Origin of the sequence: Pseudomonas sp. ZY71, assembly GCF_036542145.1 — a bacterium.
GTDB classification, from domain to species: domain Bacteria; phylum Pseudomonadota; class Gammaproteobacteria; order Pseudomonadales; family Pseudomonadaceae; genus Aquipseudomonas; species Aquipseudomonas koreensis_A.
Window position 1 is genome coordinate 4,986,344 of record NZ_CP144274.1, and the last position, 25,847, is coordinate 5,012,190.

The window sequence follows — 25,847 nt, forward strand, 5'->3', positions numbered from 1 at the left end:
GCTTTGGCGAATCTACAATTGACTCGATCTCTCAGGTCGATGTAACTCGCCAGACACCTCGGTCGGCCCCCTCTCCCTCCGGGAGAGGGCTGGGGTGAGGGGCTTTTGACGTTACTGGGTCGCTTGCAACGCCTCAAGCTTGGCCATCACCCCCGCCGCCGTCTGCTCCCCCATCAACTGCTCACGCACCTTGCCCTTGTTGTCGATGATGTACGTCACCGGCAGTGCCTCACTGCGTGGCAACTCGAACAACTCCGCCGGATCCTGCGCTAGCACGGTGAACTTGATGCCGAGCTTCTCGCTGGCGTCTTTCAGTTCCACGCCCTGCACATTGTCGAAGTTGACCCCGAACACCCCAACGTTCTTGCTCTTGAGCTCATCAGCCAAATGGTTGAGTTCCGGGATTTCAGTCCGGCACGGGCCGCACCATTCGGCCCAGTAGTTCAGCACTACCCATTGTTTGTCCAGACGCTCCGACGCGACCTTCTGACCGTTCTGGTCGATACCGTAATCATTGCCGCAGCCCCCCAGCATCAACGCCCCGATTACCGTCAATGCCGCTGCCAATCGCCGTGTCATGTCGTGTTCCTTGTGAAAATTTGAAGGCGCCTGCGACCCATTGCCTCCGAAGGTTCTGGATTGCGCGCTGCACAGTTAGAATAGCCGCCACTTTACGCCAGAAGCGACCCGCCATGACCGATCTGACGCTTTATCACAATCCGCGCTGCTCGAAATCCCGCGGCGCGCTGGAACTTCTTGAAGCCCGCGGCCTGACCCCGAACGTCGTGCGTTACCTCGAAACCCCTTTGAGCGCGGCGCAAATCAAGGCCCTGCTCGGCAAGCTGGGGATCAGCGCACGCCAGTTGCTGCGTACTGGGGAAGATGAATACAAAATGCTTCAACTGGCTGACGAAAGCCTCAGCGATGCGCAATTGATCGACGCCATCGCCCAGCATCCAAAACTGATGGAGCGGCCGATTCTTGAAGTCGGCGCCAAAGCCGTCATCGGTCGTCCGCCGGAAAATATCCTGGAGTTGTTGCCGTGAGCGCGCCGTACATTCTGGTGCTGTATTACAGCCGCAACGGCTCGACCAACGAGATGGCCCGGCAGATTGCCCGCGGTGTGGAACAGGCGGGGCTCGAAGCGCGCTTGCGTACGGTGCCAGCAATTTCCACCGAGTGTGAAGCGGTGTCGCCGGACATCCCGGACGAAGGCGCGCTGTATGCCACGCTCGATGACCTGAAGAATTGCGCCGGGCTGGCACTTGGCAGCCCGACGCGTTTCGGCAACATGGCCGCACCGCTGAAATACTTCCTCGACGGCACCAGTAACCTGTGGCTGACCGGCGCCCTCGTCGGCAAACCGGCCGGCGTGTTCACCTCCACCGCCAGCCTGCACGGCGGTCAGGAAACCACGCTGCTGTCGATGATGCTGCCGCTGCTGCACCACGGCATGCTCATCACCGGCCTGCCGTACAGCGAGTCGGCTTTGCTGGAAACCCAGGGCGGCGGTACGCCTTACGGTGCCAGTCATCACGCTGGGGCTGACGGTAAAAAAGGCCTCGATCAGCATGAAGTGGCGCTGTGTCGCGCGCTGGGCCTGCGCTTGGCCAAGACTGCGCAGAAACTGGAGGGCTGACAGTGGCGAAGAAGCCGAAAATCCTGCCTGCCGTCGAATGGCTGGAGCCGCGCGTCAAAGTAATGCGCATCATCAGTCTGCTGAGCTTTTTCGCCTTGGCCGGATTGCTCGCAGCCTACTACCTGATTTTCGCCGATCTGCACGGTGCGCGACCGTGGGTAATTCTGCTGGTCGAACTGATCCCGTGGATCGTCCTCGCCCCGGCGATGATCATGGGCAGCGCCCGTGGGCATTCGTGGATGTGTTTTGTGGTGAATCTGTATTTCATCAAAGGCGCACTGGCAGCGTATGACCCGAGCAGGCAGTGGTTTGGCGTGCTGGAAATGGTCGCGAGCCTGGCGGTGTTCTGCTCGGCGCTGTTGTATGTGCGGTGGCGGTATCAGTTGAATCGCAAACTGGCTGGCGAAGGCGAAATCTCCGTCGCCTGACGAATAGCTATCGCGAGCAGGCTCACTCCTACAGGGGATCTGTGGCGTTTACAAATCCCCTGTAGGAGTGAGCCTGCTCGCGATAGGCGCGACTCGGTCTCAATGGTTGACGGTGTACGCGAGCATCATCGAAATCTGGCTCATCGCCCGCCCACCGCTCTGCTCATGCCACTGGTTGAACACATCCTGCACAATCGCCAGATCGCGCAGACTGGTCGGCGCCTTGTCGACGATCTTCTGTGCATTCAGCGCCGCGACCACGTCATAGCTCGGCACAAACGTATCCTTGCCAACCATGCGCAAAAACCGTGGCGCCGACAGCCCGCCCAATTGATGACCGTGCTTTTTCAAGTACGTCCACAGCCCGACGATATCGGTCACCGGCCAGTCGGCAATCAGCGCACCGAAACTGCCCTTCTCCTTCTCCACATCGAGAATGAACTGCGCATTGCGCGGCACGCTTTTCAGTTTGCCCAAATGGCGAATGATCCGCGCGTCCTGCATCAGGCGCTCGAGGTGTTCGGCGCTCATCAGCACAACTTTTTCCGGGTCGAACTTGAAGAACACTTCCTCAAAGGCCGGCCACTTGGCGTCGACCAGACTGTGCTTGAGGCCGGCACGAAATACGCGCAGGGCCATGGTCGAGAGGTAGCGATCGTCGCTGATCTTGCGCAGTTGCGCCGGGGTCTTGGGAACGGGCAGATGGGCTTCCAGTTCAGCCGCCGAACCGAAGCGGTTCAGACAGTATTCGTGCAGCCACTTGTAATCGCGCATGCCCTCTCCTATTGAATGAAGCGAAGAAACCAATGTGGGAGCGAGCCTGCTCGCGAAGTGGGAGTCTCAGTCAACAAATCAGTTGAATGAAACACCGCTTTCGCGAGCAGGCTCGCTCCCACATTTGAAGGTGTTTACAAATTGACGACGTTAACGAAGCGCGAAGCCGCGGTCTCGTCGATTTTCAGGCTGGTGAAGTCGAACAGGTTGCGGTCGGCCAGTTGCGACGGGATCACGTTCTGCAGACTGCGGAAGATGCTTTCGGTGCGGCCCGGGGTCTTGCGCTCCCAGTCCAGCAGCATTTCCTTGACCACCTGACGCTGCAGGTTTTCCTGCGAACCGCAGAGGTTGCACGGGATGATCGGGAATTCCTTGAGGTCCGAATACGCCTGAATGTCTTTCTCGTTGCAGTACGCCAGTGGACGGATCACCACGTTGCGACCGTCATCGGCACGCAGCTTCGGCGGCATCGCCTTGAGGCTGCCATTGAAGAACATGTTGAGGAAGAACGTCTCGACGATGTCGTCGCGGTGGTGACCGAGGGCCATTTTGGTCGCGCCGATTTCGTCGGCAAAGGTGTACAGCGTGCCGCGACGCAGGCGCGAGCACAGCGAGCAGGTGGTCTTGCCTTCCGGGATCAGCTCCTTGACCACCGAGTAGGTGTCTTTCTCGACGATGTGGTACTCGACGCCCAGCTCTTTCAGATAGGCCGGCAGCACGTGTTCGGGGAAGCCCGGTTGCTTCTGGTCCATGTTCACCGCGACGATCTCGAACTTGATCGGGGCAACCTTCTGCAGGTGCAGCAGCACGTCGAGCATGGTGTAGCTGTCCTTGCCCCCGGACAGGCAGACCATGACCTTGTCGCCATCTTCAATCATGTTGAAATCGGCGACCGCCTCGCCGGCCAGGCGGCGCAGGCGCTTTTGCAGTTTGTTCTGGTTGACCGTAAGAGTGCCCATGACGCGAAATCCGTGAGGTGTGACGAAAGGCCGGCATTTTACGCAAAAACCCCGGCGTTGTGGGCACAGGTTGTCGCGGTCAGCCGACAACGAGTTAACAGACCCCGAGGCGATTACCCGCCCTGTTTACAGCGCGATTTGCTCTAAGCCCCCAATACCTGTGCGGGTAAGACCTTTCTATACTGCGACATAAGGTCGCACACAATCTGAAGACCTGTATTTGCTCGGCCACCTTGGCCCGTAGGCGCTCCGTTGGGGGGCGATGGCAATAACAAGAGGAGTGACTGGCATGATCCATCACGTAGTGGGACTTTTTACCCACCCCGATCAGGAATGGAAGGAAATCCGTGGCGACCAAGAGGAAAGCATCAGCCACATGTACCTCACCCACACGCTGATTCTGGCGGCGATCCCCGCTGTCTCGGCGTTTATCGGCACGACTCAGGTCGGCTGGGTGATCGGCAACCGCGCACCGGTGATGCTCACCGTCGAAAGCGCAATCTGGATGACCGTCATGTCGTACCTGGCGATGCTCGGCGGCGTCGCGGTGATGGGGGCGTTCGTGCACTGGATGGCGCGCACCTATGACGCCAATCCAAGCCTTGCCCGTTGCGTGGCCTTCGCCACTTACACCGCGACACCGTTGTTTGTCGGTGGGCTGGCAGCGCTGTATCCGCATATGTGGCTGGGGATGATCGTCGGCACGGCGGCCATCTGTTACACGGTTTATCTGCTGTATGTGGGTCTGCCGACGTTCATGAATATTCCGTCGGACGAGGGTTTTCTGTTCTCGAGCTCGGTGCTGGCGGTGGGTCTGGTGGTGCTGGTCGCCATCATGGCGTTTACCGTGATTGTCTGGGGGCTGGGCGTGGGTCCCGTTTACACGAACTGACTCGACAGGCTGAATACAGGCCGCCGCAAGGCGGCCTTGTCGTTTCGAGGATGACCATTCGGCAGCTCGATGATTCGCAAGTCTGCGGCGTTGCGGCATACTCGACGCCTCTGGAGATCCATCAAGCATGCCCGAGCAACTCAATACCCGCGTCGAAGACTGTTACCAACTCGCAGAATCCTTTTTCAAACGCTCATTCCCTCGTCCTGTCGTCAGCCTCAAGCTGCGCGGGCAAAAAGCCGGTGTCGCGCATCTGCACGAGAACCTGTTGCGCTTCAATCCGCAGCTGTACCGGGAAAACGCCGAACACTTCCTCAAGCAGACCGTGGCCCACGAAGTCGCGCACCTGATCGCCCATCAGTTGTTTGGCGACCGTATCCAGCCGCATGGCGAAGAGTGGCAACTGATCATGCGCGGGGTTTACGAACTGCCGCCGGATCGCTGCCACACCTATGCAATCAAGCGCCGCAGCGTGACCCGCTATATCTACAAATGCCCGTGCGCGGACAGTGATTTTCCGTTTTCGGCGCAGCGCCATAGTCTGGTGCGGCAGGGGCGGCGGTATTTGTGTCGTAGCTGCCGGAGTACCTTGGTGTTCAGTGGTGAGATGCGGGTGGAATAGTCAGTGTTGTGTTGCCCTGACTGGCGCCATCGCGAGCAGGCTCACTCCTACATTTGGAATGCGTTCCCCTGTAGGAGTGAGCCTGCTCGCGATGGGGCCTGTACAAGCACTAGAGAATTACCTTGGCCCGCCGCAATTCAGCAATCCGCTCAGCACTAAGCCCCAACTCCGCCAACACCTGATCCGTATGCTGCCCCAACACCGCGCCAACATGCCGCGGCGCCGGCAACGCTTCGGAAAACTTCAACGGACACGCCATCTGCGCCTGCGTCGTGCCATCCCCACGCGGCACCTGCGTCACCAGTTCCCGAGCCTGCAATTGCGGATGGCGCACCGCCTCACCCAGGCTCAACACCGGCTCGACACACGCATCGATCCCGGCAAACATCTCGCACAACTCAGCAAAGTCATGCTTTTCAAACTCGACCGTCAGCGCGTATTTCAACGCCCGCTGCTGCTCAGGCTTTGAGGACAAGCCCTGCGCCGCCAACTCCGGCCGCCCCAGCGCCGTACACAGTTGCTGCATGAACCCCGGTTCCAGACTGCCTACCGACATCCAGCGGCCATCGCGAGAGCGGTAATAATCGTAGAAGCTACCGCCGTTGAGCATCTGGTCTTCCCACTCAGGCTGTTCGCCGCACGCCAGATACCCCGCCCCCGCCATGGCATTCAGGCTGAACGCGCAATCGGTCATGCTCACATCCAGATGCGTGCCCTGCCCGCTCTGCTGACGGGCAATCACCGCCGCCAGCAGGCCGATCACCCCGTGCAACGAACCACCGGCGACATCCGCCACTTGCATGCCCAGCGGCAACGGCCCGCTGTCGGCGCGGCCGGTGTAACTGGAAAGCCCGGCCAGCGCCAGATAATTGATGTCATGCCCGGCGCGATCCTTATACGGCCCGGTCTGGCCGTAACCGGTGATCGACACATAAATCAGCTTCGGGTTGATCGCCTTCAGCGCTTCATAACCCAGGCCCAGACGCTCCATCACACCGGGGCGAAACTGCTCGAGGACGATGTCGTAATCGGCCAGCAACTGCTTGACCACTTCCACGGCTTCAGGCTGTTTCAGATCCAGCGCCAGGCTGCGCTTGTTGCGATTGAGGTAGGCGTGACTGGCCGAGACTCCGCCATCATGCGGCGGCAAAACGCGCAGCAGGTCCAGGCGCGTCGGTGACTCGATGCGCAACACCTCGGCGCCCATGTCCGCCAGCAACAACGAGGCAAACGGCCCCGGCAGCAGCGTCGAGAAATCGAGGATTTTCAGTGAGGCCAGCGGTGCGGACATGGGCGAACTCCTTAAGCGATGCACTCAGCCTAGGCAGCGATGCCGCGCACGGCAATCACCGCAAATGTCAGCGGGTGTGACCGTTACGCTCAAACAGCAGGCAAGAAAAAACCCGCCGAAGCGGGTTTTTCATGAAGCGAGGGTTACTTGACGCTGCTAGGCGTCGGGCCTTCAGCCACACCCAGGTCATCTTCCGGACGGGTATCAGCGATACCACGACCGCCCGAGGCCAGCTCGGTTTGCAGCGTGTCGGTGTCCAGCTCTTTCACCCACTTGGCAACCACGATGGTCGCTACAGCATTACCAACGAGGTTGGTCAGGGCGCGTGCTTCGGACATGAAGCGGTCGATACCGAGGATCAGCGCCAGACCGGCCACTGGCAGGTGACCTACCGCCGACAGGGTCGCTGCCAGCACAATGAAGCCCGAACCGGTTACACCCGCCGCGCCTTTGGAGGACAGCAGCAACACTACCAGCAGAGTGATCTGGTGAGTGATGTCCATGTGCGTGTCGGTGGCCTGAGCAATGAACACGGCGGCCATGGTCAGGTAGATCGCGGTACCGTCGAGGTTGAACGAGTAACCGGTCGGGATCACCAGACCCACTACCGATTTCTTCGCGCCCAGACGCTCCATCTTGATCAGCATGCGTGGCAGTACCGATTCCGACGAGGACGTGCCGAGGACGATCAGCAGCTCTTCACGGATGTAACGGATCATCTTCAGCACGCTGAAGCCGTGCATGCGGGCGATACCGCCAAGGACGATGAGGATGAACGCCAGGCAAGTGATGTAGAAGCAGATCATCAGTTGACCCAGCTGCACCAGCGAACCAACACCGTAGGCACCGATGGTGAACGCCATTGCACCGAAGGCACCGATTGGCGCGAGCTTCATGATCATGTTGATGATGTTGAACATGACGTGGGCGAAGCGATCGATGAAGTCGAGGATCGGCTTGCCGTAGGCGCCCAGGCGATGCAGGGCGAAACCGAAGATCACCGAGAACATCAGCACTTGCAGGATGTCACCGGTGGCGAACGCGCCGACGATGGTGGTCGGGATCACGTTCAGCAGGAAACCGACAACGCTTTGGTCAGCGCCAGCCGCTACATAAGAAGCGACTTTCGAAGCGTCGAGGGTGGCGACGTCGATGTGCATGCCGTTGCCCGGTTGCACAACGTTGACCACGACCAGACCGACCAGCAGCGCGATGGTCGAAACGATTTCGAAGTACAGGAGTGCGTAACCGCCGGTCTTGCCGACCGACTTCATGTTCTGCATGCCGGCGATACCGCTGACCACGGTGCAGAAGATGATCGGGGCGATGATCATTTTGATCAGCTTGATGAACCCGTCACCCAGTGGCTTAACCGCGACACCGAACTGCGGGTAGTAATGACCAAGCGCAATACCGATGATGATTGCGATGATCACCTGGAAATACAGGGATTTGTACAGTGGCTGACGAGTCGTCATTGCAGATTTCCTCAAGAGCCTCGCGTGGCAACATCCATCTGTTGACCGCGAAACCTGAATTGCGAACCCTCCTGCACTGGAGGGATTTGTTGTTGGAGCAGCGTTTTCCATCTGGGCCAAACGCACGCTTCTGTGGCTTGTATCGCAAACGTCGTGCCACTTTGGTGCGATTGCCTGCAAGCCTTTTGATATCAGGGATCACAGGTGCATGGGTGTCACCATCCGGTTACTCAAGTGTGGCGGATTTCCGCCAACTCGCCGCTTCTCGTCCTACAATTTGGCGGAAATCCGCCTTGTAGGCGTGTCCAGCCGCCGGCTACCATCCGGCGCCTGAGGAAGGATCTGCCGCTTATGCGCGAACGCACCATCGCCAGTCATTTTGCCCGTGCCGCCCTCGGCGGCGCACGCCGCGTGGGTTTCGATTACTCGGGCCTGCTGCTGCAACTGGGCATCAGCCCGGAATTGCTCGATGAACCGCGTGCGCGCATTGCTCCGGAACAATTCACCCGGTTGATTCAGGGCCTGTGGCTGGCGCTGGACGACGAATACCTGGGTTTCGGCAACGCCCCGAGCAAGCCCGGCAGTTTCGCGATGATGTGCCATGCCTCGATTCACTGCCGCAATCTGGAGAAGGCACTGCAACGCGGTTTATTGTTTTATAGCCTATTCCCCGAAGCCCCGCGCCTGAGCCTGCGTCGCGAAGACGAATGGGTGCGTTTGAGCCTCGATGATTCGCAGATGTGGGACCCGGATCACTTTCTCACTGAAAGCCTGCTGGTGATCTGGCATCGCCTCGGTAGTTGGCTGATTGGCCAGCGGATTCGCCTTGAACAGGCGACTTTCAGCTATCCGCGCCCCGAACATGGTGCCGAATACGACCTGCTGTTCCCCTGCCCCATGACCTTCGGCACTGAGCAGAGCAGCCTGTTGTTTCACAGTCGCTATCTGTCTATGCCGCTGTTGCAGGACGAACGCACGCTCAAACATTTCCTCGAACGCTCGCCCGCCGACCTGCTCTCACGCCCGGACGACGGCGACAGCCTGAGCAGCCGCCTGCGTCGTTTGCTCAGTCGTGACAGTGCGAACTGGCCGGATCTGGAAGCGGTGGCGGCGCATATGCACATCAGCCCGCAAACCCTGCGCCGGCATTTGCGTGAGGAAGGCACGAGTTTTCAGGAGTTGAAGGATCAGTTGCGGCGGGATATCGCCATTTATCATTTAGGCCGGGCGGATCTGTCGTTGCAGCAGATTGCCGAGCAGCTCGGATTTTCCGAACCGTCGGCGTTTCATCGGGCGTTCAAGAAGTGGACGGGGCTGACGCCGGGGCTTATCGGGCGCAGGAGCAGTGAGGCACTAAATCAAAAACCCCTCACCCTAACCCTCTCCCGGAGGGAGAGGGGACTGATTGGGGATGGTTGAGAAATACGCCGACCTGCAAGCTCTCTATTGAATCCATATTCGCTGCAAATCGCTCAGGTCGATCATTTTCGCAAGACACTTCGGTCAGTCCCCTCTACCTCTGGGAGAGGGTTAGGGTGAGGGCAACTCCCAATCACACCGCAGGAAAATGAATCCTGAACGCCGCCCCACCCATCGGCGAGTCGCCCAACGCCAGTTTGGCGTTGTAGCTTTCAATAATGTCCTTGACCACCGCCAACCCGATGCCCTGCCCCGGATGCTGGGCATCCAGCCGTTCACCGCGTTCCAGAATCCGCGCACGCTGATCCGGCGGCACGCCCGGACCGTCGTCTTCGACGCACAATTCAATCCCGGCGAGGGTCTCGCGCACACTGATGCGCACTTCGCCCAGACACAGGCGATAAGCGTTCTCCAGCAAGTTGCCCATCATTTCCAGCAGCGCGCCCTGCTCGATCGGCACATAACAGTGCTCTGGCAGATCGAATGCCACGCGCACATGCTTGTCGCGGTAAACCTTGTCCAGTGTGTCGCACAGGCTTTTGAGCACCGGTTGCAGGCGCACCTGGTGGCGCACCAGTCCGCTTTTGCGCAAGCTGGCCCGTTGCAGTTGATAGCTGATCTGCTGGCTCATGCGTTCGATCTGGCTTTGCAGCACCCACGCTTGATCGCGTTCTTCGGGACGCTGGGCCATGTCCTCGCTAACCCCTTGCAGTACCGCCAACGGCGTTTTCAGGCTGTGCGCCAGATCATCGAGAGAATCGCGATAACGACTACGTTGCTGGCGTTCACTGTGCAGCAAACGGTTGAGCGAGCCGGTCAGGCGCAGCAACTCACGCGGATGCTGCTCGGTGAGGCTTTCACGGGTGCCGCCTTCGATTTCGTCGAGCTCCTGACTGAGCCGGCGCAAGGCTTTGAGCCCCCAGGTCAGGCCGATCCACAACAGCGCCAGCAGTACGAGTAGCGCAGCGCCGAAGCCCAGATAGAGATTCTCGCGCAGCCCCTCAAGGGTGGTTTCGTACTCGCGCACCGGTTGCAGGGCAACGATACTGAACGCCGCGCTTTTGCCACCGAGCAGTTTGACTTCGACGTCGTAGACGAAGAATTCCTGACCATTGGTTTCACGGATCCGCGCAAACTCGTTACCGAGTCCGTCGTAGCGCGGCTTGTAGTTGATCTGCTCTTCCTGGGTGGCTTTCGAGCGCCAGACCAGGTGCCCTTCGCGGTCGTAGATGTAGCCGAGCAAACGGAAGTCGGTGAGATTGAAACGCTCATCCGGCAACTGATTGGGCATCACCAACCGACCGTTTTCGATGCGTGCGGCCGAGATCAGCGTGGTGACATCCGAGGCCAGCCGCTGCTCGATCGAATCCTGCAATGCAAGGCTGAAGGCGCCTTGCATGGCCGGCAGCAAGGCAAGCATGAACAACACCGCCAACGTGGTGGCGGCGAGCATCAAGCGAACGCGAAGGGAACGAATCAAGTGCAGCGCTCATTGAACAGGTAGCCGAGGCCGCGCACGGTATCAATCGGCTTGAACCCGGCCGGGCCTTCGAGTTTACGGCGCAGACGGCCGACCAACACTTCGATGACATTCGGATCGCGCTCGTCGTCGTCCGGGTAGAGCTGCTCCATCAAGCGATCCTTGGGCACCACTTGTTGATGGTGGCGCATGAGGTATTCGAGGATGCGGTACTCGTAGGCGGTCAGCGCCAGCGGTTGCTCGTCAAGGGTCGCCTGTTTGCGATTGAGGTCGAGCAGCAGCGGACCGGCGACGATGGTCGACTGGGTGAAACCGCTGGAGCGGCGCAGCAAGGCATTCAGGCGCGCATCGAGTTCTTCGAACTGGAACGGCTTGACCACGTAATCGTCGGCGCCGGCGGCGAGGCCTTCGACCTTGTCCTGCCAGTTGCCGCGCGCGGTGAGGATCAGGATCGGGAAGGTCTTGCCGCCCGCGCGCAACTGGCGGATCAAGTCGAGACCGCCCATGCCCGGCAGGCCGAGATCAATCACCGCCAGGTCGAAGTTGAACTGTCCGGTCTGGTACAGCGCCTCTTCGGCATTGGCCACGGACTCGACCACATGACCGCTTTCCGTCAGGCGGGTTTGCAGGTGATGGCGCAACAGCGCTTCATCTTCGACGACCAACAGTTTCATAACACTCTCCCGGGTAAATCCAGAATCTCCAAAAACACACCTGTGGGAGCGAGCCTGCTCGCGAAGGCTGTGTGTCAGTCGATAAATTGATCGACTGATTCACCGCTTTCGCGAGCAGCCTCGCTCCCACATTGAACCTGCTGGCAACTCCTTAGAAATTGTAGTTAGCCGACAGGTAAGTCTGCGCGCTGCTGTTCAAGTCCAGCGAACCTTGCTTGCTGCCACCGCTCTCTTTCATCTCGGTGCTGGCGTTGCTCATCAGGTAACGGTAACCGAGTTCGACCGAGGTGTTCTGCGAGACTTGCTGCAATACACCGAACTGACCGCCGACGGCGTAACCGATGTCACTGTCGCGGCTGTAGCCTGGCGAATCCTGAGTCAGCTTGGTCAGACCGGCCGTGGCACCGCCGAACAGCTTGGTGCTGCCGCCCACCGGGTAGAACAGATCGTAGCTGCCCAGCAGGTTTTCCTGACGCAGTTTAATGCCATTGTGCGAGCCCGACACGTTGTCGTAGGTGGCGTAGTAGCGACCCTGACTGTTTTGCTGACCGAGGCGTACGCCGTAGGTGTTGTTGCCGTCGATCGCGCCGGTGGCGTTCGGGTGGTCGAGGTTGTTGTTCAGTGCGTGGGACTTATCGATCTTGTCGCTGGTCTGGCCGAACGTCAGGCCGGCAAAGTTGCTGGTGTCGTCGGCGTTGGCGGCGATGCTGGAGCCTAACAGGGTAAATGCCAGCAGCAGTTTGTTAAAACGAGTCATGGGTATTTCCTCTTTCACAGTTGCTGTTTGGGTATGGCGCAAGGTTACTGACCCTCCCCTGTACCGCCCCTGAACCGTCTCTGAACCTGACCTGAACCAAATGAACTAGGCTGTTCTGACCTTTTATTGTCAGGAGACCCGACCATGCGCCTGTTCCTTGCCCTCACTTTGCTGGCCGTCAGCAGCCTCACTCAGGCTGCGATCAAGACTGAAGAAATCCCCTATCAGAGCGCCGACGGCACGAAACTGATCGGCTACTACGCCTATGACGACGCCATCAAAGGCAAGCGTCCGGGCGTCGTCGTTGTGCACGAATGGTGGGGGCTGAACGATTACGCCAAGCGCCGCGCGCGCGATCTCGCCGGGCTCGGCTACAGCGCCCTGGCCATTGATATGTACGGCGAAGGCAAGAACACCGAGCACCCGAAAGACGCGATGGCGTTCATGCAGGCGGCGACCCAGGATGCGGCGGCTTCCAGCAAGCGCTTCGAGGCAGGGCTGGATTTGTTGAAGAAGCAGCCGCAGACCGACGCCAACAAAATCGCCGCCATCGGTTACTGCTTCGGCGGTGGCGTGGTGCTCAACGCCGCGCGGCAAGGTGAGCCATTGGCGGGCGTGGTGAGTTTCCACGGTGCGCTAGCGACCAAAACCCCGGCAACGCCTGGCAGTGTGAAAGCAAAGATTCTGGTCGAGCATGGCGCGCTGGACAGCATGGTTACGGCGGATAACGTCACGGCGTTCAAGGCAGAAATGGACAAGGCCGGGGCTGACTATAAATTTGTCAGTCTGGATGGCGCCAAGCATGGCTTCACCAATCCGGATGCCGATCGCCTGAGCCATGGCGAGCACGGTGGCCCGGACATCGGGTACAACAAGGCAGCGGATGAAAAATCCTGGGCGGACATGAAAGCGTTCTTGCAGAAAATCTTTGGCTGATCAGCGACACCGCGGCGCGGCCTTCGCGAGCAGGCTCGCTCCTACAATTGAAATGCGTTCCCCTGTAGGAGTGAGCCTGCTCGCGATAGCTTCACCGCTATCTCGACCTCGGCCCGACTAACCGGCAAAATGCCCGCCATGAATCTCACCCCCACCCTGCCCTCCTGCTGCACCGCGCTCGACAGCCACTGGCCGTTGCCGACGGTGTTGCCTGATACCGTGCTGCTCAGCACCCATTTCGACCCGGCCCGACTGCTCGGCGATGACTTTCAGCGCAGCGCCGTCGTTGCACCGCCAAGCATTCAGCGTTCGGTGGCCAAGCGTCAGGCAGAATTCCTCGCCGGGCGGATTTGTGCCCGCGCGGCGTTGCAGCAATTGGAAGGCAGCAGCGTGGTGCCGGCGATGGGTGAAGACCGCGCGCCGATATGGCCCGCGCATATCTGCGGCTCGATCACGCACAGCACCGGTCGTGCGGCAGCGATTGTCGCCAACAAGCAACACTGGCGCGGTTTGGGCATGGATCTGGAAAACCTGCTCAACACCGAACGCGCCGAGCGCCTGACTGCGGAGATTCTGACGCCACCTGAAATGCAACGCATGACGGCCGCCTCGCGGGATCAGTTGGCGTTGTGGGTGACGCTGACGTTTTCGGTGAAAGAGAGTTTGTTCAAGGCGCTGTACCCGATTGTGCAGCAGCGTTTTTATTTCGAGCATGCTGAAGTGCTGGAGTGGACTGAGGCCGGTGAAGTCCGGTTGCGGTTGTTGACGGACTTGTCCGCTGAATGGCGTAACGGCACTGAACTGGAGGCGCAGTTTGGGGTGCGGGATGGGCAGTTGTTGAGCCTGGTCAGCATTCAGGCCTGAAGATTTGTGTTGCGGGCACTGACCCTATCGCGAGCAGGCGAAGGCCTACATTTGAAATGCGTTCCCCTGTAGGAGTGAGCCTGCTCGCGATGAGGCCAGACCCGCCACCACACATCTCAACGGCGTTCCTGATTCCTCGGCCAACTCAGGCTAAAACAAGCCCCGCCCAGACTCTTGCTCTTGCCAATGATTGCCCGGCCGTCATGCCAGTGAATGATCCGTCGCACAATCGACAACCCCAGACCATGCCCGCCCGACGCCCGTGTGCGGCTGTCGTCCAGACGTAGAAACGGTGTAAAAATCCGCTCCCACGCCACTTCCGGCACGCCCGGCCCGTCATCTTCGACATCCACGCGGCAGCGCAATTGCCCGACCTGATAACTCACCGTCACGTTCGAACGTGCATGGCGCATGGCGTTGCTCACCAGATTCTGCAGCGCTCGATGCAGATAGCGTGGCTCGGCTTCGACCCAGGCATCATCGTTGTCCGCAGCAGACAGGCACAAACCCCGCTGCACGGTGACCTCGGCGCGCAACGGCGCCAGCTCTTCAATTACCTGATTGACCAGCGCATCCAGATCGATGCGCTGGAAGGTCAGCGCCGGCGAACCTTGCTCCAGCCGCGCATAGGTGAGCATTTCATCGACCAGCTTATCGAGGTCTTCGATGTCGTGATCCATGCCTTCGCGGTACTTCTCCAGCGCTTGCGGCGTGGTCGCCGAGCCGATCATTTCCAGACCGAAACGCAGGCGTGCCACCGGCGTGCGTAATTCATGGGACACCGCGCGCACCAGTTCGCGCTGGATCGCCAGCAACTGTTGCAAGTGCTCGGCCATGCCGTTGAACGCCGACGCCAGACGCCCCACCGAGTCGGCACCGCGCGCCGGCACACGAGTTTCCAGGCTGCCCTTGGCAATCCGCGTGGCCGCTGCTTCGAGGCCGCGCAAACGGCGTTCGAGCTGACGCACCAACAGATAAACGATAAGGCCGATCAGGCTCAGACCAAGTGCCGCAATCAGCACCAGCCATTCCGGCGGGTACGGGTTCATCTGATACAGCGGGCCGATCTCCAGCACCCACGGCGTGCCGACCATGCCGGCAAACACGCGAATCGAATCGCCGCCCTTGCCCAGCGCCATTACCGTATCGCCTTCGGCCACGCGGCGGCTCTGGTCTTCGTCCATGTCGGCGTCATTCACCGTGACCAGGCGCAGATCAAAGCCGAAGCCTTTCTCTTCCTTTATCTGCGCGAGGCGCTTGGGTTGCTCGCCGACCGGTACGCGCACGAGCTCATCGGCCAACAGGTAAATAGTCGCGCGAGCCAGTTGTTCGCTGATCTGCTGCACTTCCCCCACCAGCACCAGTTGCTCTTTGTCGCTGACCATTCGATAGACCTTCGCCGCGTGCGGTCCGGTCTGCTCGACCAACGCCTGACCACGCTGCACGCGGGTGCGCTGGGTCAGATCAAGGTCGGTTTCGGCAAATTTCTTCAGCGCCAGCGGAATCCCCAGTAAACGCTCCCACACCAGCAACGCGCGATGACGCTCGGTTTCGTTCATCGGTTGCAGGTTGCCGGCCATCAGCGAGAACGTGCCGTGGGCCAGCCGCTCGCGGTATTGCTCGCTGCGCACCTGATTGAGCAGATTCAGCGCCAGCACCCCGAGCACTGCCACCAGAATGATCGCTGCACACATGCCGCCGTAGATGCGCAGGAAGATCGAATTCACAGCGGCAGATCTACGCAGGCTTCGGGGACGAACAGGTAGCCTTTGCTGCGAATGGTCTTGATCAGGCGTGGATGGTCGGGGTCGTCACCGATTTTCGGGCGAATGCGCGAAATGCGCACATCGATCGAGCGGTCCTGGCCGTCATAGCCGATGCCGCGCAGGGCGGTGAAGATTTCTTCGCGGGACAGAATGCGCCCGGCGTTGGAGACCAGCAGCCATAACAGATCGAACTCGGCGCTGGTCAGCTCGATGCCGTTGTCACTCAGCCACGCCTCGCGCAAGGCGTCGTCAACCACCAGCGGACCAAATTGCAGACGACGGGATTTTTCGGCGACCGGTTCAGGTGTGTCGCTACGTCGCAGCAACGCTTGAATGCGCGCCAGCAACAGACGCGGGCGCACCGGTTTGCACACGTAATCGTCGGCACCGAGGTCGAGCCCCTGGATCTGATCGGCATCGTCGGTGCGCGCGGTGAGCATCAGAATCGGCCCATCGAAATGATTGCGCACCTTACGGCAAATGCTCAGGCCATCTTCGCCGGGCAGCATCAGGTCAAGGATCACCAGATCCGGCTGCTCCTTGATGATCCGTGCCGCCGCCAGCGCACCGTTGCCTTCGATGTCCACGCGCAGTCCATTGGCTTGCAGGTAGTCGCGCGTCAGTTCGGCCAGTCGCTGGTCATCCTCGACGATCAATACCTGAAAGGCTTGTTGCTCCACCGGTGACCTCTGCTTTCTATTGTTATTGATAAAAGAGGAACGTCTGCCTCGACACACTTCCCTGTGGGAGCGAGCCTGCTCGCGAAGGCGTCGTATCAGCCAACATCTGAGTCAGATGACACAGCGCATTCGCGAGCAGGCTCGCTCCCACAGTTTCAGATCCTCCCGTCCTTTTGTCATGTTTCGGGAGGAAAAGAATGCCTGTGCATGGGCCGATTGTATAAACGGCGTACAGCCAGAACACAAGTCGGTAAATGCGTTCGGAGACGGCAGTTTTTTGTGATAGGGTTCGCGCCCTTAAAAAACCGCTGAAGCGTTTTTCCCGGTGAAAAAACGGAGACAAACGGTCTAGCTCAGCAGGTTCGCGGCCTACACGCTTGTTCCTCGTTTCACACACAATTTACGCACAGGTTTATCCACAGGTAGTACGTTGCAACACCCCTCGAAACGCATTATCTTGTAGCACGGCGAAAAAAAAACCCTACATATAGGGTTTTCGACTTAAACGCCCAACCACATTTCAGACCTGAAACTCAAGCGATTTATTGCCGGTTTCCGGTTGAACCCAGCAAGTTTTTCAAAGCCCAAACCGCACTGGCGGATGGCACCGTTTTTTACCTCGCAGCGGCGAGAACGGTACGGGTGTTGCAGTCATTACTGTCACCTGGGAAGGAATCCGGTTCGAGCCCTGGCTCGTAGCCAAAAACTTCGGCAAGGATGCGGCTTCATCAGCCTTTTTTCCTACTGTCCCGAAGTTGTTATACCCGACGCCCGTCGGCTGTAGTGCTTCTGGACAGAACGGTGGGCACCATGATGGTGCCCAAACAAACATAGAGAATGTGGAGACCACCCCCCATGCAAACCGACACAACTCGCGAGAACCCGCAGGGCACCTTGCCGCAGGCCGCTGATTCGAATTCGGATCTGGCAGCCACCGCGCCTGGCCAACTGCGCGTGATCAAGCGTAATGGCACTGTCGTTCCTTACACCGATGACAAGATCACCGTCGCTATCACCAAAGCGTTCCTCGCAGTTGAAGGCGGCACCGCTGCCGCTTCGTCGCGAATCCACGACACTGTTGCGCGCCTGACCGAACAGGTCACCGCCACCTTCAAGCGTCGTATGCCGTCGGGTGGCACCATCCACATCGAAGAAATCCAGGATCAGGTCGAACTGGCCCTGATGCGTGCCGGCGAGCAGAAAGTTGCGCGCGACTACGTGATCTACCGTGACGGTCGTTCTAAAGAACGCGCTGCCCACGCGCCGGCCGAAGAAGCGGTCAACGCTCACCCGTCGATCCGCATCACCCGTGCTGACGGCAGCCTGGCGCCGCTGGACATGGGTCGTCTGAACACCATCGTCACCGAAGCCTGCGAAGGTCTGGAAGAAGTCGACGGCGACCTGATCCAGCGCGAAACCCTGAAAAACCTCTACGACGGCGTGGCCCTGACCGACGTCAACACCGCCCTGGTGATGACCGCTCGTACCCTGGTTGAGCGTGAGCCGAACTACTCGTTCGTGACCGCCCGCCTGCTGATGGACACCCTGCGTGCCGAAGGTCTGGGTTTCCTCGGTGTGGCCGAAAGCGCCACTCACCACGAAATGGTCGACCTGTACGCCAAAGCTCTGCCGGCCTACATCGCCAAAGGTATCGAGTTCGAACTGCTGAACCCTGTGCTGGCCTCCTTCGACCTGGAAAAACTGGGCAAGGCGATCAACCACGAGCGTGATCAGCAATTCACCTACCTCGGCCTGCAAACCCTGTACGACCGTTACTTCATCCACAAGGATGGTATTCGTTTCGAACTGCCGCAGATCTTCTTCATGCGCGTGGCCATGGGCCTGGCGATTGAAGAGAAGCACAAAGAAGACCGTGCGATCGAGTTCTACAACCTGCTGTCGTCCTTCGACTACATGTCGTCGACCCCGACACTGTTCAACGCCGGTACCCTGCGTCCACAGCTGTCGAGCTGCTACCTGACCACCGTGCCGGATGACCTGTCGGGCATCTATCACGCGATCCACGATAACGCCATGTTGTCGAAATTTGCTGGCGGCCTGGGCAACGACTGGACGCCGGTGCGTGCACTGGGTTCGTACATCAAGGGCACCAACGGCAAGTCGCAAGGCGTGGTTCCGTTCCTCAAGGTAGTGAACGACACCGCGGTAGCCGTTAACCAGGGTGGCAAGCGCAAAGGCGCTGTGTGTGCCTACCTGGAAACCTGGCACATGGACATCGAAGAGTTCATCGAACTCCGTAAGAACACCGGTGATGATCGTCGTCGTACCCACGACATGAACACCGCCAACTGGATCCCTGACCTGTTCATGAAGCGTGTCTTCGATGACGGCAAGTGGACCCTGTTCTCGCCATCCGAAGTGCCGGATCTGCACGACCTGACCGGTAAAGCCTTCGAAGAGCGCTACGAGTACTACGAAGCCCTGACCGAATACCCAGGCAAGGTCAAACTGTTCAAGACCATCCAGGCCAAAGACCTGTGGCGCAAAATGCTCTCCATGCTGTTTGAAACCGGCCACCCATGGCTGACTTTCAAAGACCCGTGCAACCTGCGCAGCCCGCAGCAGCACGTCGGCGTGGTTCACAGCTCGAACCTGTGCACCGAGATCACCTTGAACACCAACAAGGACGAGATCGCCGTTTGCAACCTGGGCTCGATCAACCTGCCGAACCACATCGTCAACGGCAAGCTGGACACCGCCAAGCTGGAACGCACCGTGAACACCGCTGTTCGCATGCTCGATAACGTTATCGACATCAACTACTACTCGGTGCCACAAGCGAAGAACTCCAACTTCAAGCACCGTCCGGTCGGTCTGGGCATCATGGGCTTCCAGGACGCTTTGTACCTGCAGCACATTCCTTACGGTTCCGACGCTGCCGTCGAGTTCGCCGACAAGTCGATGGAAGCGGTCAGCTACTACGCGATCCAGGCTTCCTGCGACCTGGCTGATGAGCGTGGCGCGTACGAGACGTTCCAGGGTTCGCTGTGGTCCAAAGGCATCCTGCCGCTGGATTCGCAACAGATCCTGATCGAGCAACGCGGCCAGAAGTACATCGATGTCGACCTGAACGAAACCCTCGACTGGGCACCGGTTCGCGCCCGTGTACAGAAAGGCATTCGTAACTCGAACATCATGGCCATCGCACCGACCGCGACCATCGCCAACATCACTGGCGTATCGCAGTCGATCGAACCGACCTACCAGAACCTCTATGTGAAATCGAACCTGTCGGGCGAATTCACCGTGATCAACCCGTACCTGGTTCGCGACCTCAAGGCTCGCGGTCTGTGGGACTCGGTCATGATCAACGACCTGAAGTACTACGACGGTTCGGTTCAGCAGATCGAGCGCATCCCGCAAGAACTCAAAGAGCTCTACGCGACCGCGTTCGAAGTGGACACCAAGTGGATCGTTGACGCGGCCAGCCGTCGTCAGAAGTGGATCGACCAGGCCCAGTCGCTGAACCTGTACATCGCTGGCGCATCGGGCAAGAAGCTCGACGTGACCTACCGCATGGCCTGGTACCGTGGTCTGAAAACCACTTACTACCTCCGTGCCTTGGCCGCGACCAGCACCGAGAAGTCGACCATCAGCACCAGCAAGCTGAACGCTGTTTCCAGCGGCGGCAACCACGGCGACGATTCGGTTCTGGCTGCTCCTGCCGGTCCTGCTCCAGTGCCAAAGGCTTGCGCCATTGACGAGCCGGATTGCGAAGCTTGCCAATAAGCTGAGCTGAGTCAGGCGTTGCGAGACGCCTGAGATTCTTCAGGCAAAAGAAACCCCCGACAGACTTCTGGTGTGTCGGGGGTTTTCTTTTGTCTGGAAAAAACCACAGGCATAAAAAACGGCGAAGCCCTGATTGCGGGCCTCGCCGTTTTTATGTTGCAGCCTCCGTCAGCTCATCAAGGACTCGGCCATTGCCTGCCCTACCACCGGGATGGTGAAAGAATCGCCGTTGTTGGTGTAGAAGGTTTCAATGGTGTTGGCCCCCTTGTTCCAGTCCTTCAGGAAAAGACCGGAGTCCAGGTTGCCGCTCTGCACGTCCGCAGCATTGAAGATATAGACGCCTTGGTCGTTGGTCATGATGCGGACATCATTGAAGCTCTGGATGTTTTTCAGGGTGACGATATCGATGCCCGCGGTGCCGTCATCGGAAATCGCAACCATGGTTTTGGAAGAGACGAAATATGCATCGCTGCCCTCGCCACCATACGCGTCACCCGAAGCATTCAGGTACAGCTTGTCCGCGCCCGCCCCGCCATGCAGTTCGTAGCCATGACCCGAGCCCGTCAACGTATCGTTACCGTCGCCTCCGTTGGCAATGCCTGAAAAGACCGTGATGTTGTCATTACCGGCTTCACCATAAAAGACCGACCCCACATCGCGCGCGTAACCCATGATGTAATCATCGCCATTACCGCCATAAATGGTGTCGGACTGGTTTTGCGTCGAGACAGCTACGGCCAGAGCGCTGATATCCGTGAAGCTATGTCCGTACAGAGTGTCGTTGCCATCACCGCCATACAAGACGTCGTTACCGTCTCCCCCCTCCAACACGTTGGCGTAGGTGTTACCGGTCAAGGTGTCATTGAACGCCGAACCGATCAGATTATCGATATTGATGAGCACATCACCTTGGGCATCGCCGCCGGAGATGGAACCTGTCAGAAGATTGATCTGCACTGCATCGGAACTGTTGACGTACCAGGCGCCATCACCTCGACCCACACCGGTCAAGGTATCCGCACCGCCGCCGCCAATGAAACTCTCGGCGGCTCTGGCACTGCCGGTAAAAGTGTCGGCATAACTTGTGCCCTGGAACGCCTCGATCGAGGTGTAGGCGTCGCCCGCAGCAATACCGGTAAGCACTGTTGGACTCAAATCCAGCGTGACGCCGGAAGTCTCACTCGCAAAGCTGAGGATGTCGGTGCCGCCGCTCCCGTCGAAATTATCCGCACCCAGCCCACCGACGAAGATATCGCCGCTGTTCGATCCACGAATTTGCTCGATACCGACATACGTATCACCCAAGGCGATGCCGGAGTTCACGCCGGTCTTGGTGTTGATCGTCACACCGGTCGGGCTGTCGATATAGCTGACGACGTCAAAACCATTGCCACCAATGAACTGGTCAGCGCCGGCGCCGCCCGACAGTGTGTCGTTGTTGGCGCCGCCAGTGATGACGTTGTCCAGACCGTTGCCGAACCCGACAAAACTGCTGTTGCCAACGTAAGTCAGACGCTCGACGTTGTCGGCCAGACGCAGGTTGGTGACCACAGTGCGCACTTCGTCATCGCCACCGCCGGCGGTTTCGATCACGTTCACTGCCGAGCCGTTGACGAAATACACGTCATTGCCCGCGCCGCCGATCAGTTTGTTGCCTGCAAGGCTCGCAGTCAGCGAGTCATCGAAGGACGAGCCGATCACGGTTTCGATGTTCCACAGTCGGTCGCCCTGCGCATCACCGCCGACACCGACCGCGCCACTGAGCAGGCTCGCCGTCACACCGCTCGCCGAACCCGAGTAATCAACGGTGTCGTTGTTGCCCATCGAGCCATCGAACGTATCGGCGGCTGCGCCACTGATGAAAATGTCGTCGGAGTTCGAGCCTTGAATCACCTCAATGCCAACATACGTCTCACCCTCGGCAATGCCGGTGTGTACGCCGGTTTTGGTGTTGATGGTGATCGAGCCAGGGCTGTCGATGTAGCTCACGGTATCGGTGCCCGCACCGCCGATGAACTGGTCAGCGCCTGCACCACCCGACAAGGTGTCGTTGTTGGCGCCGCCAGTGATGACGTTGTCCAGACCGTTGCCGAACCCGACAAAACTGCTGTTGCCAACGTAAGTCAGACGCTCGACGTTGTCGGCCAGACGCAGGTTGGTGACCACAGTGCGCACTTCGTCATCGCCACCGCCGGCGGTTTCGATCACGTTGACTGCCGAGCCGTTGACGAAATACACGTCGTTGCCCGCGCCGCCGATCAAACTGTTGCCCGCCAGACTTGCGGTCAGGTTGTCGTTGAACGCAGACCCGACGACCGTCTCAATGGAGGTCAAGGTGTCACCCTGCGCATCCCCGCCAATACCCGTGCCTGAAACCAGGTTAACGGTTACCCCGGCTGTCGAGTTGGCATAAGACGCGGTGTCGATACCGTTTCCGCCATTCAAGACATCAGCACCTGCTCCGCCATCCAGCAGGTCATTGCCCTCGCCACCACTCAGCGAGTCATTTCCTGCAAACCCATACAACTCATCCGCACTTGACGTGCCTACCAGTGTGTCCGTACCCGACGTTCCGTTTATAACTGCCATTGTTTCTTCCTTGCCTTTTTGATGAATCGATAGTCAACGCAATGCTTCAGAATCGCCTCGATAAGGCCGAGTACTTTTGCGCGTGGTCATTGATGAGACGTTTAACCGCTCTGCAACCAGAGGTCTCCATGACCTGCGGAAGTTTGACGCGCCCCCTCCTTTGCTCGGGGCATCTGCAATTACTGCACCACAGCTGCCGACGAACGGTAGGTCTCTAAGAAAAGCCTGACAGCAGGCAAAAAAAAACCGACGCCCAAGGCGTCGGTTTTCAGTGCAGCGATTCGATCACATCAGGTCATCTGAATGATGGTCTGCATGATGGTGCTCTGGGTCGAAATGGTCTTCGCGTTCGCCTGATAGTTGCTCTGGCCCTTGATCAGGTCCACTAGCTCATTGGTCAGGTTCACGTTCGACTCTTCCAGCGAGTTGGACTGAATCGAACCCAAGGTGCCGGTTTCCGGAGCGTCATAACCCGGAATACCCGAAGCGAAGGTTTCCTTCCAGCTGGTGCCGCCCACTGCTTGCAGACCTTGTTCGTTAGTGAAGCTGGCCAGTGCAACCTGGCCGATCGCCTTGTTCTGGTTGTTGCTGAAGTTGGCGAACAGCGTACCGGTGCCGTCGATGGTCAGGTTGGTGATCTGGCCAGTGGCGTAGCCATCCTGAGTCGGGATGGTACGCGAGGTGTCAGCGTTGTACTGAGTGGTCTTGGCCATCGAAATGGTTACACCATCCGGGTTGGCAGCTGCGCCGTTAGGTGTAAAGACACCGTTGGTCACTGTGCCTGGCTTCCAGTTCATCAGGGTCAGATCGCTGCTGATCACCGGAGGATCACCTGCAACCGCGGCAGGCGTGCTGACCTGGACGAGTTTGCCGGCAGAGTCGAACGTCAAAGTCGATGCAATCGGCGGAGTGGCAGCTTTGCTTGGATCACTGCCGGTGGCATCCGGGTTGCGCCCATCGACCAGCGTGTACACCTTCCAGGTGTTTTCGCCCGTCTTCACGACGTACTGATCCATGTTGTGCTTGTTGCCTTGCGTGTCATAGATCGGGGTGCTGAACGACTCGGTGTAAGTCTCGACCTTGGACGGGTCGAACTTGACAGCGTTGGTGCCGGTATCAACGATCACCGGTGCCGATGAGTTCAAATTGATGCTCGAAGCCACGGCCGAAGTGGACTTCGGTGCCAGGTTCGAGGTGTCGATCTTCAGGTCGGTCAACACACCCTTGATGATCTTGCCGCTGGAATCCACGGCGTAACCTTGCAGACGCGAGGTGTAGTCGGTGTTGGTGATGAAACCGGCGTCGTCGACTTTGAAAGTACCGGCACGAGTGTAGGAAATCGAGCCGTTGTTGCTCATGGTGAAGAAGCCGGAACCGTTGATACCCATGTCCAACACGTTACCGGTGTTGTTGATGTCACCCTGAGTGAACTGCTGGGAAACGTTGGCCAGGCGAACACCGTTGCCGATGACTTTGCTGCCGGTGCCCAGACGGGTCGCCGAGTAAACGTCTTCGAATTCTGCACGGGACGATTTGAAACCGGCGGTCGCGACGTTGGCGATGTTGTTGCCGGTCACGTCCAGTTGTTTGTTGGCTGCATAGAGACCGCTAAGGCCGATATTGAAAGACATATTCCACTCCTTTGTTGCCGGTTAGTCGGCTCTATATACCAATGGTTTGTACTTTGGACAGGGCAACGGAGCCCTTGCCAGCCAGGTTGAGCATCAACTCGCCACCGGTCTGGCTGATCGTCACGCTGTTGACCGTTGCCGGCAGGTAAGTGGCCAGATCGGTCGCGGTGCCGTTGATCGGTGCGCTCGCCTTGAAGGTGTAGGTACCGGTCGGCACGAGGGTGCCGGACGTGTCCTTGCCGTCCCAGGTGAAGCTGGCACTGCCAGCGGCGCGACTGCCCAGATCGATGGTGCGAACCGTCTTGCCGCTGCTGTCGGTGATGGTCACGGTACCCTCAGCAATGGACGTCGACAGGTTCACCGAACCGGTCAGGCCTTTGCTCGGATCGTCGAGCTGCGCGGTGTTGGTCTGCACGATCACATTGCGACCGACCAGCGACGAAGCTTGCAGCGCCTGCGACGAGTTGTAGTTGCCGGCCAGGCCACTCACGGTGGAGTTCAGCGTGGTGATGCCTTCGAGGCTGCTGAACTGCGCCAACTGCGCAACGAATGCGCTGTTGTCCTGCGGGTCGAGCGGGTTCTGGTTTTTCAGCTGGGTGACCAGCAATTGCAGGAACGCATCCTTGCCCAACGCTTGACCGCCGGTGGCACTGTTGGTCGCCGAGGCGATGCCGCCCGTCGTGGTGCTGCTGGTCTTCGCCGAGTTGGCGAGGATGTCCTTCAGGCTCGGCGTAGCGGTGGTATCGGTAACACTCATGGCAGTCGCCCCTTATTACTGACCGAGGGTCAGTACCTTCTGCATCATGGTTTTGGCGGTGTTCATCATTTCGGCGTTGGTCTGGAACGAACGGCTCGCGGAAATCATGTCGGCCATTTCTTCCACTACGTTGACGTTCGGGTAGTAGACGTAGCCTTTGGCGTCAGCCGCCGGATGGTTCGGCTCGTAGCGCGCTTCGAGGTTGCTCTGGTCTTCGACCACACCGAGCACTTGCACGCCCTGACCGGCCGCGTCCTGGCTCTGGAACAACGAGTTGCTGCCACTGTTCTGGCCGCCCTGGAACATGGTGGCGAATACCGGGTGACGGGCGCGATAGGTCTGGTCGATGCTCGACGAGACGGTTTCGGCGTTGGCGATGTTCGACGCCACGGTGTTCAGACGCGTGGTCTGTGCGCTCATGCCGCTGCCGGCAATGTTGAAAACGCTGGACAGGGACATGG

Annotated in this window: 22 protein-coding genes and 1 pseudogene; 9 read left to right on the plus strand and 14 right to left on the minus strand. The window is 59.1% G+C overall.

Translation table 11 applies throughout. From position 1 onward, the window contains the following. Positions 1-111 precede the first annotated feature (111 nt). Positions 112-579 carry a TlpA disulfide reductase family protein gene (locus VY732_RS22105; RefSeq protein WP_322844454.1) on the minus strand — a complete coding sequence of 156 codons (468 nt, stop codon included), beginning with the start codon at positions 577-579 and terminating at the stop codon, positions 112-114. 113 nt (positions 580-692) lie between these two features. On the opposite strand from VY732_RS22105, the gene arsC reads away from it, so the two are divergent. Genes arsC through VY732_RS22120 form a run of 3 tightly spaced genes read left to right on the plus strand, consistent with a single transcriptional unit; the run spans position 693 to position 2,067 of the window. Further along, on the plus strand, positions 693-1,046 hold the full coding sequence (arsC, locus tag VY732_RS22110) for an arsenate reductase (glutaredoxin) (RefSeq protein WP_331691758.1): 354 nt from the start codon (positions 693-695) through the stop codon (positions 1,044-1,046). Beyond that, positions 1,043-1,639 (plus strand): NAD(P)H:quinone oxidoreductase, encoded by a 597-nt coding sequence (gene wrbA / locus VY732_RS22115; protein ID WP_077574124.1) that lies wholly within the window; start codon positions 1,043-1,045, stop codon positions 1,637-1,639. The genes arsC and wrbA overlap by 4 nt, the downstream gene beginning before the upstream one ends. A gap of 2 nt (positions 1,640-1,641) precedes the next feature. Further along, positions 1,642-2,067, plus strand: coding sequence for a DUF2069 domain-containing protein (locus VY732_RS22120; RefSeq protein ID WP_331691759.1), 426 nt, complete (start codon positions 1,642-1,644; stop codon positions 2,065-2,067). A gap of 99 nt (positions 2,068-2,166) precedes the next feature. Here the strand turns inward: VY732_RS22120 and VY732_RS22125 are convergent, their stop codons facing one another. Together VY732_RS22125 and ttcA are read right to left on the minus strand one after the other, a co-directional pair. Next, on the minus strand, positions 2,167-2,841 hold the full coding sequence (locus VY732_RS22125; protein WP_077574126.1) for a DNA-3-methyladenine glycosylase I: 675 nt from the start codon (positions 2,839-2,841) through the stop codon (positions 2,167-2,169). Between the two features lie 134 nt (positions 2,842-2,975). Continuing rightward, complete coding sequence (ttcA, locus tag VY732_RS22130; protein ID WP_038367448.1) at positions 2,976-3,800, minus strand: tRNA 2-thiocytidine(32) synthetase TtcA; 825 nt, start codon at positions 3,798-3,800, stop codon at positions 2,976-2,978. A gap of 289 nt (positions 3,801-4,089) precedes the next feature. Between ttcA and VY732_RS22135 the strand changes: the two genes are divergently transcribed. Both VY732_RS22135 and VY732_RS22140 read left to right on the plus strand, forming a co-directional pair. After that, positions 4,090-4,692 (plus strand): Yip1 family protein, encoded by a 603-nt coding sequence (locus VY732_RS22135; protein ID WP_007917515.1) that lies wholly within the window; start codon positions 4,090-4,092, stop codon positions 4,690-4,692. Between the two features lie 127 nt (positions 4,693-4,819). Continuing rightward, positions 4,820-5,314, plus strand: coding sequence for a SprT family zinc-dependent metalloprotease (locus VY732_RS22140; protein ID WP_077574127.1), 495 nt, complete (start codon positions 4,820-4,822; stop codon positions 5,312-5,314). 109 nt (positions 5,315-5,423) lie between these two features. Here the strand turns inward: VY732_RS22140 and VY732_RS22145 are convergent, their stop codons facing one another. Together VY732_RS22145 and VY732_RS22150 are read right to left on the minus strand one after the other, a co-directional pair. Further along, positions 5,424-6,605, minus strand: a complete 1,182-nt coding sequence (locus tag VY732_RS22145; RefSeq protein ID WP_331691760.1) for a CaiB/BaiF CoA transferase family protein — start codon at positions 6,603-6,605, stop codon at positions 5,424-5,426. A 143-nt stretch (positions 6,606-6,748) separates the two neighbouring features. After that, the gene (locus VY732_RS22150) at positions 6,749-8,083 is read right to left on the minus strand and encodes a dicarboxylate/amino acid:cation symporter (protein WP_077574129.1); all 1,335 of its coding nucleotides are present in this window, start codon (positions 8,081-8,083) and stop codon (positions 6,749-6,751) included. 351 nt (positions 8,084-8,434) lie between these two features. Between VY732_RS22150 and VY732_RS22155 the strand changes: the two are divergent. Next, positions 8,435-9,432 (plus strand): annotated as a pseudogene (locus tag VY732_RS22155) (AraC family transcriptional regulator). A gap of 203 nt (positions 9,433-9,635) precedes the next feature. Here the strand turns inward: VY732_RS22155 and VY732_RS22160 are convergent. The 3 genes from VY732_RS22160 to VY732_RS22170 form a co-directional block, all read right to left on the minus strand. Beyond that, the gene (locus VY732_RS22160; RefSeq protein WP_016987433.1) at positions 9,636-10,982 is read right to left on the minus strand and encodes an ATP-binding protein; all 1,347 of its coding nucleotides are present in this window, start codon (positions 10,980-10,982) and stop codon (positions 9,636-9,638) included. Next, positions 10,979-11,656, minus strand: coding sequence for a response regulator transcription factor (locus VY732_RS22165; RefSeq protein ID WP_016987432.1), 678 nt, complete (start codon positions 11,654-11,656; stop codon positions 10,979-10,981). Before VY732_RS22165 ends, VY732_RS22160 begins: the two co-directional genes overlap by 4 nt. 151 nt (positions 11,657-11,807) lie before the next feature. Next, positions 11,808-12,413 carry a hypothetical protein gene (locus tag VY732_RS22170; RefSeq protein WP_123453372.1) on the minus strand — a complete coding sequence of 202 codons (606 nt, stop codon included), beginning with the start codon at positions 12,411-12,413 and terminating at the stop codon, positions 11,808-11,810. A gap of 144 nt (positions 12,414-12,557) precedes the next feature. On the opposite strand from VY732_RS22170, the gene VY732_RS22175 reads away from it, so the two are divergent. Both VY732_RS22175 and VY732_RS22180 read left to right on the plus strand, forming a co-directional pair. Further along, positions 12,558-13,349, plus strand: a complete 792-nt coding sequence (locus VY732_RS22175) for a dienelactone hydrolase family protein (protein WP_331691761.1) — start codon at positions 12,558-12,560, stop codon at positions 13,347-13,349. 138 nt (positions 13,350-13,487) lie between these two features. Next, a complete protein-coding gene (locus VY732_RS22180; protein ID WP_331691762.1) occupies positions 13,488-14,213 on the plus strand; it encodes a 4'-phosphopantetheinyl transferase family protein in 726 nt (241 codons plus the stop codon). Positions 14,214-14,329: 116 nt separating this feature from the next. Here the strand turns inward: VY732_RS22180 and VY732_RS22185 are convergent, their stop codons facing one another. Together VY732_RS22185 and VY732_RS22190 are read right to left on the minus strand one after the other, a co-directional pair. After that, positions 14,330-15,940, minus strand: a complete 1,611-nt coding sequence (locus tag VY732_RS22185) for an ATP-binding protein (protein ID WP_077574134.1) — start codon at positions 15,938-15,940, stop codon at positions 14,330-14,332. Then, positions 15,937-16,659 (minus strand): response regulator, encoded by a 723-nt coding sequence (locus VY732_RS22190; protein ID WP_116033307.1) that lies wholly within the window; start codon positions 16,657-16,659, stop codon positions 15,937-15,939. Before VY732_RS22190 ends, VY732_RS22185 begins: the two co-directional genes overlap by 4 nt. 855 nt (positions 16,660-17,514) lie before the next feature. Between VY732_RS22190 and VY732_RS22200 the strand changes: the two genes are divergently transcribed. Then, on the plus strand, positions 17,515-20,409 hold the full coding sequence (locus VY732_RS22200; RefSeq protein WP_116033302.1) for a ribonucleoside-diphosphate reductase subunit alpha: 2,895 nt from the start codon (positions 17,515-17,517) through the stop codon (positions 20,407-20,409). Between the two features lie 168 nt (positions 20,410-20,577). Here VY732_RS22200 and VY732_RS22205 read toward each other — a convergent pair whose 3' ends face one another. The 4 genes from VY732_RS22205 to flgC all read right to left on the minus strand — a co-directional run bounded on the left by VY732_RS22205 (position 20,578) and on the right by flgC (position 25,845). After that, a complete protein-coding gene (locus VY732_RS22205) occupies positions 20,578-22,998 on the minus strand; it encodes a beta strand repeat-containing protein (RefSeq protein WP_331691763.1) in 2,421 nt (806 codons plus the stop codon). A gap of 290 nt (positions 22,999-23,288) precedes the next feature. Beyond that, a complete protein-coding gene (gene flgE / locus VY732_RS22210) occupies positions 23,289-24,629 on the minus strand; it encodes a flagellar hook protein FlgE (RefSeq protein WP_077574148.1) in 1,341 nt (446 codons plus the stop codon). Positions 24,630-24,660: 31 nt separating this feature from the next. Then, a complete protein-coding gene (flgD, locus tag VY732_RS22215; protein ID WP_077574149.1) occupies positions 24,661-25,386 on the minus strand; it encodes a flagellar hook assembly protein FlgD in 726 nt (241 codons plus the stop codon). Between the two features lie 15 nt (positions 25,387-25,401). Continuing rightward, on the minus strand, positions 25,402-25,845 hold the full coding sequence (gene flgC, locus VY732_RS22220) for a flagellar basal body rod protein FlgC (protein WP_003227217.1): 444 nt from the start codon (positions 25,843-25,845) through the stop codon (positions 25,402-25,404). Positions 25,846-25,847 lie beyond the last annotated feature (2 nt).